Raw genomic sequence first — 14,461 nt, 5'->3', positions numbered from 1 at the left:
GCGGATTCACCCGCATAGCCGTCCCGACCGTGCACGGCGGCCCCGGCCGTAGCTGAATGGGGCGGACGTGTGTCCGGCGGCGCAGGCCCGGGCGGCGGCTTCCCCGGGCGGGCCCGGGCGGCGGCGAGGAGGCGGGAGCGGGATGGGCGAGGCGGTCGGGTCGATGCTGGCGTCCGCGGTGGGCATCGCGATCAGCCCGCCGGCGCTGATCGCGATGGTCCTGATGCTGGCCGCACCGCGCGGGCGGGCCCTCGGGCTCGCCTTCGCGGCCGGCTGGGCGGTCGGCCTGGCGGCGGTGGTGGCGGTCGTGGTGGCGGCGGGCAGCGCGCTGGGTCCGGGTGTCGGCCGCCCGGCCTGGCCGTACTGGCCGTACTGGCTCAAGCTCGCGCTGGGTGTCCTGTTCGTCCTGATGGCCGGGAAGCAGTGGCGCGACCGGCCCCGCGAGGGGCACGTCACCGCGCCGCCGAGGTGGATGCGGGAGGTGGACCGCTTCAGCGCGGGCCGGTCCGCCGGTCTCGCGGTGGTCCTGGTCGGGGCCAGCCCGAAGAACCTGGCGCTGGCCGTCGGCGGCGCGGCCTCGATCGCCGCCAGTACGGCCGGGGTCGGCGGCACGGTGGCGGCCGCCGCACTGATGGTGCTGGTCGGCTCGCTGTGCACGCTGCTGCCGCTCGGGGTCCACCTGTTCGGCGGGGACCGCTCGGCGCGGGCCCTCGGGGAGTGGAAGGCCTGGCTGGCCACGCACAGCACGGCGATCACGACCACCGTGCTGGCCGTGCTCGGGGCCGAGTACGTCGGCGACGCCGTCACCGGGCTCGGGTGAACCGCCCCCGGTGGTCGGCCCTGGTCGGCCCTTCGCCATGGCCGCCCGGCCCCGCGCCCCCGCCGCCCTGCTCACCGGATGCGCACCGCACCTCTCCCCCGCACCGACCGCACGCCCAGCCGTCCGCCGTCCGCCCCCGGCCGCACCGCCAGCACGTCCCTGAGCGTCAGCAGGATCTCGCCGTCGTAGCGCTCGGCCAGCTCACGGGCCAGATGCGCGGCGCCGCCCGGCCCGGCGTCCGGGGCCAGGGCGGGCAGGTGGCCGGGGGCGCTGAGGTCCTGGGCCTGGGCGGCCCAACGGGCTGCGTCCCGGGCCTCGCCCTCGGCCGCGTAGTGGACGGCCAGGCAGTGCACGGCCAGTTGGTCGCCGTACTGGGCGGCGATCCGCCACCAGAAGACGCCGTCCGCGGTGCGGCCCATCCCGTAGAGCAGGCAGCCGAGGGTGCGGAAGGCCGTCTTCTCGGCCAGTTCGAGGTCCAGCGCCAGTTCGCCCGGTTCCACCGCGCCCGCCACGGTGGCGCACAGGTGCCGCAGGTCGCGTCGGAGTTCGGCCCGGCCGCCGGCCCACGGGGGCTCGCCGGAGGCGTGCGGCGGGCGGGCGTTCGCGGGCGGGCGGGCCGGGCGTTCACGGGCGGTCGGCGCGGGTCGGCGGGCGGCGGCAAGGCGCTCGGCCAGCCGGCGGGTGAAGGCGACCGGGTCGTGGTCGCGGAACTCGCGTTCCAGCAGGGCGGCATCCGCCCGCAGCAGTTCGGTGACCTTCACGGTGTCTGCCCGTCGTCCGGCTGCTCCAGCAGGTACTCCAGGTGGCGCCGCCCGAGGCTGTAGTAGGTGCGGGCGGTGGTGTGCGCGATGCCGAGGCTGCGGCCGATGTCCGGGTAGGACAGGCCCGCCTGGCGCAGCCGGACGACGTCGGCCTGGACCGGGGCGGCGCGCGCGAGTTCCTCCATCGCCCAGTCCAGGGCGTCGAGTTCGGCCAGCTGGTCCAGTTCGTCCTGGCTGGTGTCGGGGCGGCGCTGCGCGATGACGCGCAGCCGTTTGCGTTCGGCGCGACGGCGCTCGCGCAGGAGGTCCACCACCGCGTCCTTGACGACCTTGAAGGCGAAGGCCTGCGGGTCGGCGCTGGCCAGGGCGCGGCGCCAGTTCTTGTAGAGCGTGGCGCCCGCGTTCTGGACGGCGTCCTGCGCGTCCTCGCGGTGTCGCAGGCGCTGCTGGGCGTACCGGAGGTAGCCCGGGTGCTCATGGGTGAAGAAGGCCTCGAAGTCGGCCGGCAGGTCGCCGAGCGGGTCCGCCCGCAGGTCCCGCTCCTCGCCCGGCCCGGGGGTGTTCAGCACACGCGCCCCCCTTTCGTGGGTCAGCTGGCCGGCCCACCGGGTGGCACGCCGACGGCCCCTGGGGGCTCGTGGTGTAACCGTCCGGGCGGCGCGGGTTGTTGACCGGATCGGGCGGACAATTGGCGACCGTTTCCGTTCACTTTCGAGCACCGGCGCTGACCTGCCGGTTCGACCCCGGCGGGAGCCCGGGAACCAGCCGCACGTGACCCACGTCACAGGCGGGGGGTCGCCGACTTGACAGGGCGGACGCCGCCGCTACGGCGCCGGTTCCACCACCGCCGAGTCCAGCGCGGCGGTCACCCGCTCCAGCAGCACGCGCAGCGCGGCCAGGTCCTCGACCGGCAGCCCGGTCGCGGCGAACAGCCGGCGCGGCACCTGCCCGGCCCGCTCGCGCAGGGCGGAGCCCTCGGCGGTGAGGCTCACGGTGACCGACCGCTCGTCCTCCGGGCTGCGCTCGCGCCGCACCAGTCCAGCCGCCTCCAGCCGCTTGAGCAGCGGGGAGAGCGTGCCGGAGTCGAGCCGCAGACGCTCGCCGATCCGCTTGACGGGCAGGTCGCCGTCCTCCCAGAGCACGAGCAGGACGAGGTACTGGGGGTAGGTGAGCCCGAGGTCCCGGAGCAGCACCCGGTAGACGCCGCCGAAGGCGCGGGAGGCCGCGTTCAGTGAGAAGCAGATCTGCTGGTCGAGGCGGAGCAGTTCCTCGTCCGCCATGCCGGGGAGCGTGGTCATGACCCCATGGTACCGATCCCCCTCGCGCCATTTAGTTGTGCACAATTGAATTGCGTGCTCTACTTATCTCCAGAGGGCGGCCCGGGTGGCCGCCGGAGCACACGAAGGGAACCGACCATGGACGCGCTCTACACCGCAGCCGCCACCGCCAACGGCCGGGAGGGCCGCGCCGTCAGCTCCGACGGGCAGCTGGACCTCGCGCTGGCGATGCCGCCCGCGCTCGGCGGCAACGGCCAGGGCACCAACCCCGAGCAGCTGTTCGCGGCCGGCTACGCGGCCTGCTTCGCCAGCGCCCTCGGCCTGGTCGGCCAGAAGGCCCGGGTCGACACCAGCGAGGTCTCGGTCACCGCCGAGGTGTCCATCGGCAAGGACGGCGCCGGGTTCGGCCTCGCCGTCGTGCTGCGCGTCGAACTGCCCGAGTCGCTCGCGGACGGGACCGGCGAGCAGCTGGTCAAGCAGGCGCACGAGGTCTGCCCGTACTCGCGCGCCACCCGCGGCAACATCCCGGTCGAGCTGGTCGTCGAATAAGTCGCATGAGTCGCACAGGCCACCCGGGCCGAGCCGGTCGCACCGGCCGGCCGGACCGCCACCGCGCACGGGCCCGCCGCACGCACCACCGTGCGGCGGGCCCGTCTGCGCCTCGACTCAGCCGTCGCCCGGCCCGTTCACCGAGCGGAGCGTGTCGAGCCTGTGCCGGTACTCCTCGGCGTCGATCTCGCCGCGCGCGAACCGCTCCGCGAGTAGTTGCTCGGGCGCCGGCCCGGCCACCGGGCCGTGCGGCCCGCCCCAACCCGGACCCGCCGCGCCCACGCCCACGCCCGCACCCGGACCCGCCGGGCCGTGCGGCAGCGGCCGCCGCGAACGCGACACGTACCGGAACAGGGCGATGGCGGCGAGCACCAGCACCAACAGGACCAGCAGCGTCACGATCGCCATCACGCCGATGCCCCAGCCACTCAGGACGTGGCCGTGTCCGTGCCAGTACCTCATCAGGACCTCCTCCTCCGGCCCCGCAGCCGGGGCCCGCCGAGGTGATCAGCGCCTCACCACCATGGTGCGCCCCCACCGGGCCGAAGCGCTCTGAAGAAAGCCTGAGAAAACGTTCCGGCGCTGAGCTCCCGGCCCGCCGGGGTAGCGTTGCCGCCCATGAACCACCACCCACCGGCCGACGACCGCTCGCCCGAGCACCTCGTCGCGGCCGGGGTGCTGCGGCGCCACGGGGACCACCGCCCCCACCCCGCGCTCGGCCACTCCCCGATCAGCTACGTCTCCACCGCGCTCTGGGCCGAGCTCACCGCCCTCGCCATAGCCCCGCCCGCGGCCGACGCCACCGCCACCGCCCTGCTGCACGCCATCGCCGCACGCGCCGTGGACGCGGCCCTGGCCCCCGGCAACGAGCGCGCCCCGCGTGACGACCTGTACGTGGCCCACCCCGCACACATCGGCGCGCACCGCCGGACGGTCTGGTTCCAGCGCTACGGCCCGCGCGGCCCGATCACCGCCGCCTTCGCCCCGTGAGGCGGTGCGCTCAGCGCTCGACCTGAAGGCTGTGGCAGACCCAGCTGAGCCGGTCCGGCCCGCCCAGCGGCGGCCGGTCGTGGTACGTCCCGTCCGCGACCGACAGGTTGACGATCAGGTACGCGTGCCAGCCGGAACCGACCCCGTGCAGGTCCGCGTAGACCAGCTCGTCCTCGACGTACCAGTCCACCGAGTTCGCCCCGAACACGACCCGCAGGCCGAAGGTCGCCCCGGGCGCGATCCCCGAGCCGGCGCCGTGCCAGTACCGGTACCCGCCCCGGACGTGGTTGGAGAACTCCAGCAGGTCCGGATGGTCGGGGTGGTACTCGAAGACGTCGACCTCGTTGCCGCCGTCCCGCCAGGTCCAGAGCGCCGGCCAGGCACCCAGCTCGACGGGCAGCGTGATCCGGGCCGTCACCTGGTCACCGGTGCGGACCTGGAAGCCGTCCGGACTGCCCTCGGTGGTGAGCAGGCTGCACGTCCAGAGCCCGCCGACGTGCCGCCGGGCGGCGCTGAACACGCCGCCCGGGCAGTAGGCGCGGCCGAGGTAGTCGAGCTTGTGGTCGCTCCGGTTGGTCGGCCCCATCCGGGGGTAGGCACTGCTGCGCCCGGCGGTCCACTGCCTGGTCGAAGTGAAGTCCGCGTCGAACACGACTGCCACGGCCGCCTCCGCAATGCTCCGGCGCCCCGACAGTTCGACCCGCCGGGCACACGGAGTGATTTACCCGATACGCTCCGCAGTATGCGAAGCGAACCGACCAGGCCCGGGCAGCGCCCGGCACGCAGCGGTCGGATGGCAGGATCGACGGATCAGCCCACCGGTGCGGCCGCCCCACCCGCACCGAGCCGGTCGGTGACCGAGACCACGCCGTCCACCGAGCGGCACAGGTTCAGCACGATCGGCACCAGGTACGGCTCGGGCACCGTACCGCTGAGCACCACCCGGCCCTGATCGACCTCGACGCCGATCTCCGCCGGGCTCACCCCGTCGATCCGGCCGAGCACCTCCTCGACGATCTCCCGCCGGATCACCACGTCCTCGCGCAGGAACACCCGCAGTAGGTCCCCGCGACTGACCATGCCGGTCACCCGCCCGTCCTCGTCCAGCACCGGCAGCCGCTTCAACCCGTGCCGGCTCATCAGCCGGGCCGCCGCGACCACGCTGGTCCCGGGGGTGGTGCAGACCGGCTGCGCGGTCATCAGGTCGGCCGCCGTGACGGCACCGCCCGGGCCGGCCGACGCCGCCTCGGGGGCGGGCAGCAGCACACCCGGATCCTCCTGCGCGGCCAGCGTGCGCAACAGGTCGGCCTCGGAGACGATCCCGAGCGGCCGCCCCTCGGCGTCCACCACCGGCACCCCGGTGATGTCGTACTCGGTCAGCAGCGCGACGATCTCCCGGAAGCCGGTCTCGGGCGCGACCCGGACCACGGGGCTGGTCATCACTGATTCGACGGTGGCATGCCGCACGCCGGTTCACCTCGTCCACGACACTGTTGCGGCCGGGCACGGATCGTCCCGGCCGGTACCGGCAGCATCGCGCCCGGCGGCACGGACCGCCAGGGGCCAAGGGGCTGAACGGGTGGGACCTTGGGCCCGTCCACCGAACGCGGATCCGACACCCCTCCGAACCGACGCCTCGCCGCCCGCCGAACTAGCGACCCGGCGACCCGGCGACCCGGCGACCCGGACGGCGCAACCATCACATGATCGACTCGTTGGACCGTCCACCACGACAGCACGCACGGCATCCGGGGAGGGCCCGTTGGCAGGACGGACGGTGGGCGGGACGGCGGGCGCGGCATCGCCGGCGCAGGGCGCCGCGGCGCGCCCGGTGGCCCAGGCCGAGGCCGCGCTGGTGCGCCACTACCGCAGGCTGGCCCGGCTGGCGTACCTCGCGCTGCCCGCCGACCGGGACCGGCACAGCCGGGTGCTGGCGGCGCACGCGACCGCCCAGCGCGCCCTGCCCTCCCGCTGGGCCCGCCCGGCCCGCCCGGCCGGTCCGCCGGCGGCGGACGAGGACCCGGTGTACGCCGCGCTGCGCCTGCGGGTGCTGCGCGCCGCACTGCGGCCGCACCCTGCCCGGCGGCTGCCCGCGCCCCGGATCTGGGGACTGCGGCTGTTCACCCCGCACGGCGGCGAGGAGGACGCGGCGCTGGACCACGCGCTCGCGGCGCTCGACGCCCCCGCCCGGGCGGCCTTCGCCCTGCGCGCGGTGGAGGGGCTGGCTCCGGAGCAGGCGGCCGAGGCGCTGCGGCAGGCCGGGGTCGAGCACCCCGAGGAGGCCGTCGCGGCGGCGGCCGACGTGACCGCCGGGGCGGACCCGGAGCCGCCCGCCTTCGACCCGTGCGCGGTGCGGGTCCAGCCCGCCGACCTGCTGCGCCGCCGCCGGGCCTGGACCGCCGCGCTGCTGGTCGGCCTGCTCGGGCTCAGCACGACGGCGGCCGTGGTGGCCGACTCCGCCCCGGCCGCGCCCGCGGCCCGCCCGCTGCCCGCCCCGCCCGGCGCCGCGGCCGACCCGGCCCGCCTGACCCGGGTCGCGCCGGACCTGTGGCAGCACACCGCGCGGGTCGACTTCACCGCCTGGCCCGCCCGTGGCGACCGCCGCGACGACGGCGCGCTGCTCGGCCGCGCCCTGGCCGCCTGGGAGCGGCCCGGCCCGCAGACCCGCGCCGAGCCGGGCGTGGACGCCGCGCCGCCCGCCACCCCGCCGGGCCTGCTGTTCGCCGGGACGGTCGACGGCGCCGCCGTGGTGGTGCTGTTCGACGGCCGGCGGCTCGCCCGCTACACCGACGGACGCGACGGCGGCCTGGACCTCGCCCGGGCCGACGATTCGGACGTGACCACGGCGGGCGCGGTGGTGCTGCGCCGCCAGGGCACCGCCGTGCGCTATCTGCTGGCCCCCTGGGTGGACGCCGCCGAGACCCGCCGGATCGACCAACCCGACTCCCCGGCAAGGCCGTTGGACCACACCGACGGTGTCACGGCGGCGGTCCCGGGCGGTGGGCCCGCGGACTGCCACGGCGCCACGGTGCTCCAGCTGCACTCCTCCCCCGTCATCGCCGAGAAGCACGCCTTCCTGCTGGCCGACCTGGGCGGGCTCGTCCCCGCGCACTTGACCTACTCCCCGCCGCCGGACCGCACCCAGCCGGCCCGCGAGCCGCGCGAGGCCACCGGCCAGGACGCGCTGCTGGCCTGGGCCCGCGCGGGCTGCGCCGTCCCGGACGGCACGCCGGGCGTCAAGCAGCTCAACCTGTGGGCCTTCGCGGTGCAGCCGCTGCCGCAGAACGCGGGCTCGGCGGCCTGGGTCTGCCTGCGCGCCGACCGCTGGACCGGCGAGGGCAGCGCCGCCACCGCCGTCCTGCTGCCGACCGCCCACGGCCCGCAGCGCACCGGCGGCGGCCCGGGGCGGGCGTGCAGCCGGTTCGAGCAGGACGTCGTCGGCTGGGCCTGGTGGCGCTCCCCGCAGGGGGCGGAGTTCCTGCTCGCGGCGGGCAGCCGACGGGTGACCCGGCTCACCGTCAAGGGCCCGGACTGGTCCGCCGACCGGCCCGCCCCGGACCACACGCTGGCCGTCGAGCGCCCGGCGCGGGCCGCCGTCCAGGTGGAGGCGGCCCTGGACGGCGGCGCCCGGATCAGCCCGCCGCACTGAACCGGTCGGCCGACTCCCGCGCGTAGTCCGGCAGTTCGACGCTGGAGACCTGCTTGCCGAGCTCCAGCATCCGGTCCAGCACCCAGCGCCGGTTCAGCAGCCCGTTGCGCACGCGCAGGCCGGTGGCGGTGCGCGGCGCCAGGAACGGGCCGGTGCGGTCCCCGCCCTTCTGGCAGCCCTGGGCGTAGCCGCGCAGCAGCTGCTCGTACCGGGCGAAGGCGGTGCGGTGGTCGCCGCGGGCCCGGGCCAGTTCGCCGGCCAGGACGTACGCGGCCACCACGGCGGTGCCGGTGCCCATGCCGCCGATGGTGGCGCCGCAGGCCGCGTCGCCGAGCAGCGCGATCCGGCCGCTGGACCAGGTGGGGACGTCGGCGCGGCTGATCGAGTCGAAGTAGAGCTCCGGGGCGTGCCGCAGGCTCTCCAGCAGGCGCGGCACCTCCCAGCCGAGGCCCGCGAAGGCGTCCCGCACCAGTGCCTTCTGCTGCTCCGGGTCGTGGCGGTCGTAGCGCAGCTCGGGCGAGGCGAAGAGGCAGAAGGCGCCGGCGCGGGTCGGGTCGCGGTGATCGGCGCCGAGCGAGGCGAGCCGGCCGGGGGCGTTGAGGCCGACCGAACCGGGCGGCAGGCCGAGGTCGTTGGGAAACTGCCAGGTGGCCGCGTAGTAGCCGAGGTGGCGGACGTAGCGCTGCTCGGGGCCGAAGGCGAGCCGGCGGACGTTGGAGTGCAGCCCGTCGGCGCCGATCACCAGATCGAACTCGCGCGGCGCGCCGCGCCGGAAGGCGACCCGCACGCCCCTCGGGGTCTCCTCCAGGGCAGTGATCGAGTCGTCGAGGACGTACTCGGCGCGGGCGCGGCTGTGCCGGTGGAGCAGCTGGGCGAGTTCGCCGCGCGGGATCTCCAGTTCGCCGCCCGCGAACTCGGCGGGCAGGTGCAGGAGTCGACGGCCGTCGGCGCCGAGGAAGGTCATCGGGCTGCCGCCGGTGTCGAGCGCGCGCAGTTCGTCGAGGACGCCCATCCGCTCCAGCACCGTCAGGTGGGTGCGGCCGCGGAAGTCGACGTTCTGGCCGCCACCGCGCAGCGCCGGGGCGAGTTCGACGACGGTGACCTCGAAGCCGTACCGGCCGAGCCAGTGGGCCAGGGCGGGGCCGGCGATGCTCGCGCCCGAGATCAGGACCTTGGTGCTCAGGGGAACCACTCCGTCCGAGAGGATCGAGAAACTGTGTCCAGCGGATACTGTTTGCTGCTGTGTACGGTAGACGCAGTTAGGTCGGACGAGCAACCCCCAGGACGGGAGCGGAATGTGAGCGAGGCGGCGAACGACACGGTGCGGCTGCTCTGGGGCCCCGCGGCCAAGCCCACCCGGGGGCCGAAACCGGCCCTCAGCCTGGAGCGGATCGCGGCGGCGGGCGTCGAGATCGCGGACGCCGAAGGCCTGGGCGCGGTCTCGATGCAGAAGGTCGCCGGGCTGCTCGACTTCACCAAGATGTCGCTCTACCGCTACGTGCCCGGCAAGGCCGAACTCGTCGCCCTGATGGTCGAGGCCGCCGTCGGCGAGCCGCCGCAGGACCGGCACACCCACGACTGGCGGGGTCAACTCACCGCCTGGGCACACCACTTGACCGACTCGTTCATTCGCCATCCGTGGCTGCTCGACGCCACCATCGGCCCCCGGGTGATGGGCCCCAAGGAACTCACCTGGCTGGAACGGGTGGTGGCCGCCCTCGACGGCCACGGGCTGACCGGCCCCGAGCGGATGGACGCCGCCGTCCTGCTCGCCGGACACGTCCGCAGCATCGCCCAGCAGTCCCGCGCCGCCGGGCCCGAAGGCTCCCCCGAAGCCGAACTCCTCACCGCCCTCGGCACGCTGGTGCACCGGCACGCCGACCGCTACCCCGCCCTGGCCACCGCCATGGCCGAGGAGGGCGGGCGCGACCAGGCCCTGGACTTCGGCCTGGACCGCATCCTGGACGGCCTCGCCGCCCTGATCACCCGCCGCACGGACACCGGCTGACCGCCACCGAGGCCGGGCCGAGCGGGCCGCCGACCTGCGGCGTTGGCTCCCGACGTGCCCGTTCGGCCGATCCGGGCGATCATGGGACGAACCGCGTCTCGGCGATTCGGCGCACCGGTGTCTGTCCGGCAGCGCCCGGAAGGTGGACTGCGATGTTCCAGCTCCTGTGGATTCTGCTCATCGGCTTCGTGCTGGGCGTACTGGCCAAGCTGATCCTGCGCGGGCCGCAGTCGATCCCCTGGTGGCTGACCATGCTGCTCGGCGCCGCCGGGGCCTGGCTCGGCAACGCCGTCTCCGGATGGATCGGCGTCCGCCACACCTCGGGCATCGACTGGATCCGGCACATCCTCCAACTCGGCTTCGCCGTCGCCCTGGTGGCCTTCGTCGCCCCGGCCTGGAGCAAGTCCCACCCGAACCGCTGACCCGGACTGCCCTCGGCAGTTGCAGGACTTCCGCCACGGCCCGGCGGCCGGGCCCTGGCGGGAGGCGCAGGCGGCCGCCCCGTTCGGCGGGGCGGTGCGGTCAGCCGACGTGGACGGCCGGGCGGCGGCCGCGGTCCGGTTCGGCCTCGCGCAGGACTTCGCGGGTGACGGGGGCGATCTCGCCCTGGCCGAAGAGGAAGAACCTGAGGAACTGGGCGAAGGGGTTGCCCTCGGTCCACTCGAAGTAGATGTGCGGCTGCTGGCCGGTGAGGTCCCGTACCCGCAGCAGCAGGGCGGCCAGCGCGTTCGGCACGCTGGAGCTCTGCAGCGTCAGCACCCGGTAGCGGTCGTGCAGCACCTCGCCGCGCACGGTCAGTTCGGCCTCGAAGTCGGACGGGTCGAGCACGGTGACCTCGACGAAGACCAGGTCGTCCTCGATCGGGATGGAGTTGTCGGCGCGGATCTGGCGGATCTTGTCGCGGTACTCGGTGAGGTCCCGGCTGTTCGGCTCGTTGGCGATCAGCCGCAGCGGGCGGTGCATGTAGTCCCGGACGAAGCGTTCGGCGACGTCGTCGAGCACCACGTCGGTGACGCGCAGCTCGAAAGCGCGCTTGAGCCGGGAGAGGAAGGAGACCAGCATGATGCCGGCGATGAAGCAGCCGCCGATCTTGACGCCGTCCGGCCGCTCGGCGATGTTCACGGCCGTGGTGTAGAGGAAGACCCCGGCGATCACGGCGAAGCCGACCCTCCTGCGGCGCTGCCCGGCCTTGTGGGCGGCGATGGTGACGGCGATGGCGGCCGAGCTGATCAGCACCAGCACGCCGGTCGCGTACGCGCCGCCCTGGGCGTCCACGTCGGCGTCGAACAGCCAGGTGACCAGGAAGGCGATCAGGGTCAGGACGATCACGGTGGGGCGCACCGCCCGGGCCCAGTGCGGGGCCATGCCGTAGCGGGGCAGGTAGCGCGGCATCAGGTTGAGCAGTCCGGCCATCGCGGAGGCGCCGGCGAACCAGAGGATGGCGATCGTGGACAGGTCGTAGACGCTGCCGAAGGTGTTGCCGAGGTTCTCGTGGGCGAGGTAGGCGAGCGCCCGCCCGTTGGCCGGGCCGCCGGCCTTGAAGGCGGCGGCGGGGATCAGCAGGGTGGTGATGAGGCTGGTGGTGATCAGGAAGCAGCTCATGATCGCGGCCGCGGTGGTGAGCAGCTTGCGGGCGCCGCGGATCCGGCCGGTGGGCTTCGCCTCGGTGTCGTCCGGGTCCCCCTCGATGTGCGGCATCACGGCGACGCCGGTCTCGAAGCCCGACAGGCCGAGCGCCAGCTTCGGGAAGACGATCAGTGCGACGCCGATCATCGCGATCACGTTGCCGTGCTCGGCGGTGAGCGCGTCGGTCCAGTCGCCGACGACGTGCGGGGACTTCAGCACGTGCCAGAGGCCGTTGGCCACCACCACGACGTTCAGCGCGAGGTAGACCGCGACCAGGCCGACGGCGATGCCGATCGCCTCGCTGAAGCCCTTGAGGAAGACCCCGCCGAGCAGGGCCACCATGATGAGGGTGATCGTCACCTGCTTGCCGGTCAGCGCGCTGTGCAGATGCGGGTTCTCCACCAGGTGCGCGGTCGCGTCGGCGGCGGACAGGGTGATGGTGATCATGAAGTCGGTGGCCGCGAAGCCGAGCAGGGTGAGCACGAAGAGCTTGCCCTGCCAGAACGACAGCAGCCGCTCCAGCATCGCGATCGAGCCCTCGCCGTGCGGGCTCTCCTGGGCGACCCGCCGGTAGACGGGCAGTGCGCCGAGCAGCGTGACGACCACCAGCACGATGGTCGCCAGCGGCGAGAGCAGGCCGGCGGCGAGGGCGGCGATGCCGGGCTGGTAGCCGAGCGTGGAGAAGTAGTCCAGGCCGGTCAGGCACATCACCCGCCACCAGCGCTGGCCCTTGACGTGCGGCGCCTGGGCGTGCGGGCCGGGGTGCTGCTTGGCCATGTCCGACAGGCCTTCCAGCATCCACGCCCGGAACCTCGCGCCGTGGGTCGCGGGCGCCACCCCCGGATCGGCCGAACCCGACGAAACCACCTGCACCCCTGTCCACGAGTCGGCCGGCCGCGCGCGGCTCCGGCCCCCCAAGGCCGCCGGACGGCGGGCCTGGTCAGGCTAGGGGACCGGATCGGCGCCGCCGGGGAGCGGCGCGTCCGGACACGCCCGGGGTACCCCGGACGGCTCTCAGCGGTGGCGGGCGGCGCCCCGCCGTGCCGGTCGTCCCGGCGCGGCGGGCCACGCGCGGTGCCCGGAACGGGTGAGGATGTCCGCGCGATCGACGCAGGGGTGCATCGTTGCAGGAGTGCATCATTGCAGGAGTGCATCGTTGTCGAGGACGGACACCAGGGAGGCAGCGGTGACGGAACCGAGTCGGCGGGGGATTCTGGGCCTGGGCCTGGGCCTGGGTCTGGTGGCGGCGGCCACCACCTCCTGCGGCACCCGCCGCCCGGGCCCCGACCCCGCCCCGAACCCCTCGTCCGACAGCGACGACCCGCGCCCCTCCCCCGATCACGGCGGCCCGACCGCCGACCAGCGCGTGGGCCCGACCACCGAGCAGTCCCTTCCCGGCACACCCGACTGGGAGATCACCAACCCCGGCTCCGCCGGCGCCATCGAGGGCTTCGCCGACCGGGTCAGCGTGCTGCCCGGCGAGCAGTTCGGCCTGCACGTCTCCACCCCGGCCGCCGCCTTCACCGTCTCCGCCTACCGCACCGGCTGGTACGACGGCGCCCGCGCCCGCCTGGTCTGGCGCCGCGAGCACGTCCCGGGCGGCCGGCAGCCCGCCCCGCACGTGGACCCCGCGACCCGGACCGTGCTGACCGGCTGGCAGCGCACCCTCACCGTGGACACCACCGGCTGGCCCGAGGGCGCCTACCTCCTGCGTCTGGACGCCGAGGACGGCTCCGGCCAGCGCTACGTCCCGCTCACCGTCCGCTCCGCCGCCACCGCCGGGCGGACGGTGGTGATGAGCGCCCCCACCACCTGGCAGGCGTACAACGAGTGGGGCGGGTACAGCCTCTACAACGGCCCCACCGGCGGGCTGGCCACCCGGTCGCTGCGGGTCGTCTTCGACCGGCCCTACGGCTACGACCACGGCGCCGGGCTGTTCCTGGTGTACGAGGCGCCGCTGGTCGCGCTCGCCGAGCGGCTCGGGTTGCCGCTCGCCTACACCACCGGGATCGACGTGGCCCGGGAGCCCGGGCTGCTGCGCGGCGCGAGCGCCGTCCTGTCGCTCGGCCACGACGAGTACTGGTCCCCCGAGCAGCGCGCCCAGGTGGTCGCGGCCCGCGACGCCGGCACCAACCTGGCGGTCCTGGGCGCCAATTGCTGCTACCGCCGGGTCCGCTTCGAGCCCTCGGAGCTGGGCCCGGACCGTACGGTGGTCTGCTACAAGGACGCGTGGGCGCAGGACCCGGGCCGCCAGGCCGGCGCCCCGGCGACCACCGACTTCCGGGCCGGCCCGGACGCCGACCCGGAGAGCTCGATGCTCGGCGTGATCTACGACGGCTACCCGGTGGACGCCCCGTACGTGGTCGGCTCGCCGGAGCACTGGGCGTTCGAGGGCACCGGCGTCGCCGCCGGAGCGTCCTTCCCGCACCTGGTCGGCGTCGAGTACGACCGGGTGGACACCGCCTTCCCCACCCCGCGCCCGATCGAGGTGATCGCGCACTCCCCCGTGGTCTGCGAGGGCCGCCGCTCGCACTCCGACACCGCGTACTACACCGTGCCGAGCGGCGCCGGGGTGTTCGCCTCCGGGACGATGCGCTGGGTGGAGACCCTGGACGCGCACGGCCCCGGGGGCGGCAGCGCCGACCACGGGATCGACGCCCGGGCCGGGGACCTGGTCCGCAGGGTCACCGAGAACGTCCTGCGCACCTTCGCCGCCGGCCCGGCCGGCCTCACCCACCCGGCACGGGACAACCTCGCGACCGTCTACGGCGGGGCGTAGCG

The 14,461-nt window shown here is 75.0% G+C and carries 15 protein-coding genes; 7 read left to right on the top strand and 8 right to left on the bottom strand.

The features are described 5' to 3' along the window. Nucleotides 1-142: 142 nt before the first annotated feature. The gene (locus tag ACIPLC_RS22680) at nucleotides 143-820 is read left to right on the top strand and encodes a GAP family protein (protein WP_400474807.1); all 678 of its coding nucleotides are present in this window, start codon (nucleotides 143-145) and stop codon (nucleotides 818-820) included. 71 nt (nucleotides 821-891) lie between these two features. On the opposite strand, the gene ACIPLC_RS22675 is transcribed toward ACIPLC_RS22680, so the two are convergent. From ACIPLC_RS22675 to ACIPLC_RS22665, 3 genes are all read right to left on the bottom strand, one after another. Then, nucleotides 892-1,581 carry a hypothetical protein gene (locus ACIPLC_RS22675; RefSeq protein WP_400474806.1) on the bottom strand — a complete coding sequence of 230 codons (690 nt, stop codon included), beginning with the start codon at nucleotides 1,579-1,581 and terminating at the stop codon, nucleotides 892-894. Beyond that, nucleotides 1,578-2,150 (bottom strand): RNA polymerase sigma factor, encoded by a 573-nt coding sequence (locus tag ACIPLC_RS22670; protein WP_400474805.1) that lies wholly within the window; start codon nucleotides 2,148-2,150, stop codon nucleotides 1,578-1,580. The genes ACIPLC_RS22675 and ACIPLC_RS22670 overlap by 4 nt, the downstream gene beginning before the upstream one ends. A 255-nt stretch (nucleotides 2,151-2,405) precedes the next feature. Beyond that, entirely contained in the window at nucleotides 2,406-2,879 is a 474-nt protein-coding gene (locus tag ACIPLC_RS22665) for a MarR family winged helix-turn-helix transcriptional regulator (RefSeq protein WP_400474804.1), read from the bottom strand. A gap of 117 nt (nucleotides 2,880-2,996) precedes the next feature. Here ACIPLC_RS22665 and ACIPLC_RS22660 point away from each other — a divergent pair, with 117 nt between their 5' ends. Then, nucleotides 2,997-3,407, top strand: a complete 411-nt coding sequence (locus tag ACIPLC_RS22660) for an organic hydroperoxide resistance protein (RefSeq protein WP_400474803.1) — start codon at nucleotides 2,997-2,999, stop codon at nucleotides 3,405-3,407. Nucleotides 3,408-3,524: 117 nt separating this feature from the next. On the opposite strand, the gene ACIPLC_RS22655 is transcribed toward ACIPLC_RS22660, so the two are convergent. Then, a complete protein-coding gene (locus ACIPLC_RS22655; RefSeq protein ID WP_400474802.1) occupies nucleotides 3,525-3,869 on the bottom strand; it encodes an SHOCT domain-containing protein in 345 nt (114 codons plus the stop codon). A 156-nt stretch (nucleotides 3,870-4,025) separates the two neighbouring features. Here ACIPLC_RS22655 and ACIPLC_RS22650 point away from each other — a divergent pair, with 156 nt between their 5' ends. Continuing rightward, nucleotides 4,026-4,397 (top strand): hypothetical protein, encoded by a 372-nt coding sequence (locus tag ACIPLC_RS22650; RefSeq protein WP_400474801.1) that lies wholly within the window; start codon nucleotides 4,026-4,028, stop codon nucleotides 4,395-4,397. A 10-nt stretch (nucleotides 4,398-4,407) separates the two neighbouring features. Here the strand turns inward: ACIPLC_RS22650 and ACIPLC_RS22645 are convergent, their stop codons facing one another. Beyond that, nucleotides 4,408-5,058, bottom strand: coding sequence for a beta-glucanase (locus ACIPLC_RS22645; RefSeq protein WP_400474800.1), 651 nt, complete (start codon nucleotides 5,056-5,058; stop codon nucleotides 4,408-4,410). Between the two features lie 149 nt (nucleotides 5,059-5,207). Continuing rightward, complete coding sequence (locus ACIPLC_RS22640; RefSeq protein ID WP_400474799.1) at nucleotides 5,208-5,837, bottom strand: CBS domain-containing protein; 630 nt, start codon at nucleotides 5,835-5,837, stop codon at nucleotides 5,208-5,210. 322 nt (nucleotides 5,838-6,159) lie between these two features. On the opposite strand from ACIPLC_RS22640, the gene ACIPLC_RS22635 reads away from it, so the two are divergent. Further along, entirely contained in the window at nucleotides 6,160-8,046 is a 1,887-nt protein-coding gene (locus ACIPLC_RS22635; protein ID WP_400474798.1) for a hypothetical protein, read from the top strand. Here the strand turns inward: ACIPLC_RS22635 and ACIPLC_RS22630 are convergent. Beyond that, nucleotides 8,030-9,229, bottom strand: a complete 1,200-nt coding sequence (locus tag ACIPLC_RS22630) for an FAD-dependent monooxygenase (RefSeq protein ID WP_400474828.1) — start codon at nucleotides 9,227-9,229, stop codon at nucleotides 8,030-8,032. The genes ACIPLC_RS22635 and ACIPLC_RS22630 overlap by 17 nt on opposite strands. A gap of 114 nt (nucleotides 9,230-9,343) precedes the next feature. On the opposite strand from ACIPLC_RS22630, the gene ACIPLC_RS22625 reads away from it, so the two are divergent. Next, the gene (locus ACIPLC_RS22625) at nucleotides 9,344-10,054 is read left to right on the top strand and encodes a TetR/AcrR family transcriptional regulator (RefSeq protein ID WP_400474797.1); all 711 of its coding nucleotides are present in this window, start codon (nucleotides 9,344-9,346) and stop codon (nucleotides 10,052-10,054) included. 152 nt (nucleotides 10,055-10,206) lie between these two features. Further along, on the top strand, nucleotides 10,207-10,476 hold the full coding sequence (locus ACIPLC_RS22620; RefSeq protein ID WP_400474796.1) for a GlsB/YeaQ/YmgE family stress response membrane protein: 270 nt from the start codon (nucleotides 10,207-10,209) through the stop codon (nucleotides 10,474-10,476). Between the two features lie 100 nt (nucleotides 10,477-10,576). Here the strand turns inward: ACIPLC_RS22620 and ACIPLC_RS22615 are convergent, their stop codons facing one another. Beyond that, entirely contained in the window at nucleotides 10,577-12,478 is a 1,902-nt protein-coding gene (locus ACIPLC_RS22615) for an amino acid transporter (protein WP_400474795.1), read from the bottom strand. Between the two features lie 388 nt (nucleotides 12,479-12,866). Between ACIPLC_RS22615 and ACIPLC_RS22610 the strand changes: the two genes are divergently transcribed. Next, a complete protein-coding gene (locus ACIPLC_RS22610) occupies nucleotides 12,867-14,459 on the top strand; it encodes a N,N-dimethylformamidase beta subunit family domain-containing protein (protein WP_400474794.1) in 1,593 nt (530 codons plus the stop codon). Nucleotides 14,460-14,461: the final 2 nt, after the last annotated feature.

The organism is Kitasatospora sp. NPDC086801 (genome assembly GCF_044745805.1).
Taxonomy (GTDB): domain Bacteria; phylum Actinomycetota; class Actinomycetes; order Streptomycetales; family Streptomycetaceae; genus Kitasatospora.
Note: the sequence above shows the minus strand (reverse complement) of the source record. Positions and strands in the feature narration are given on the sequence as shown.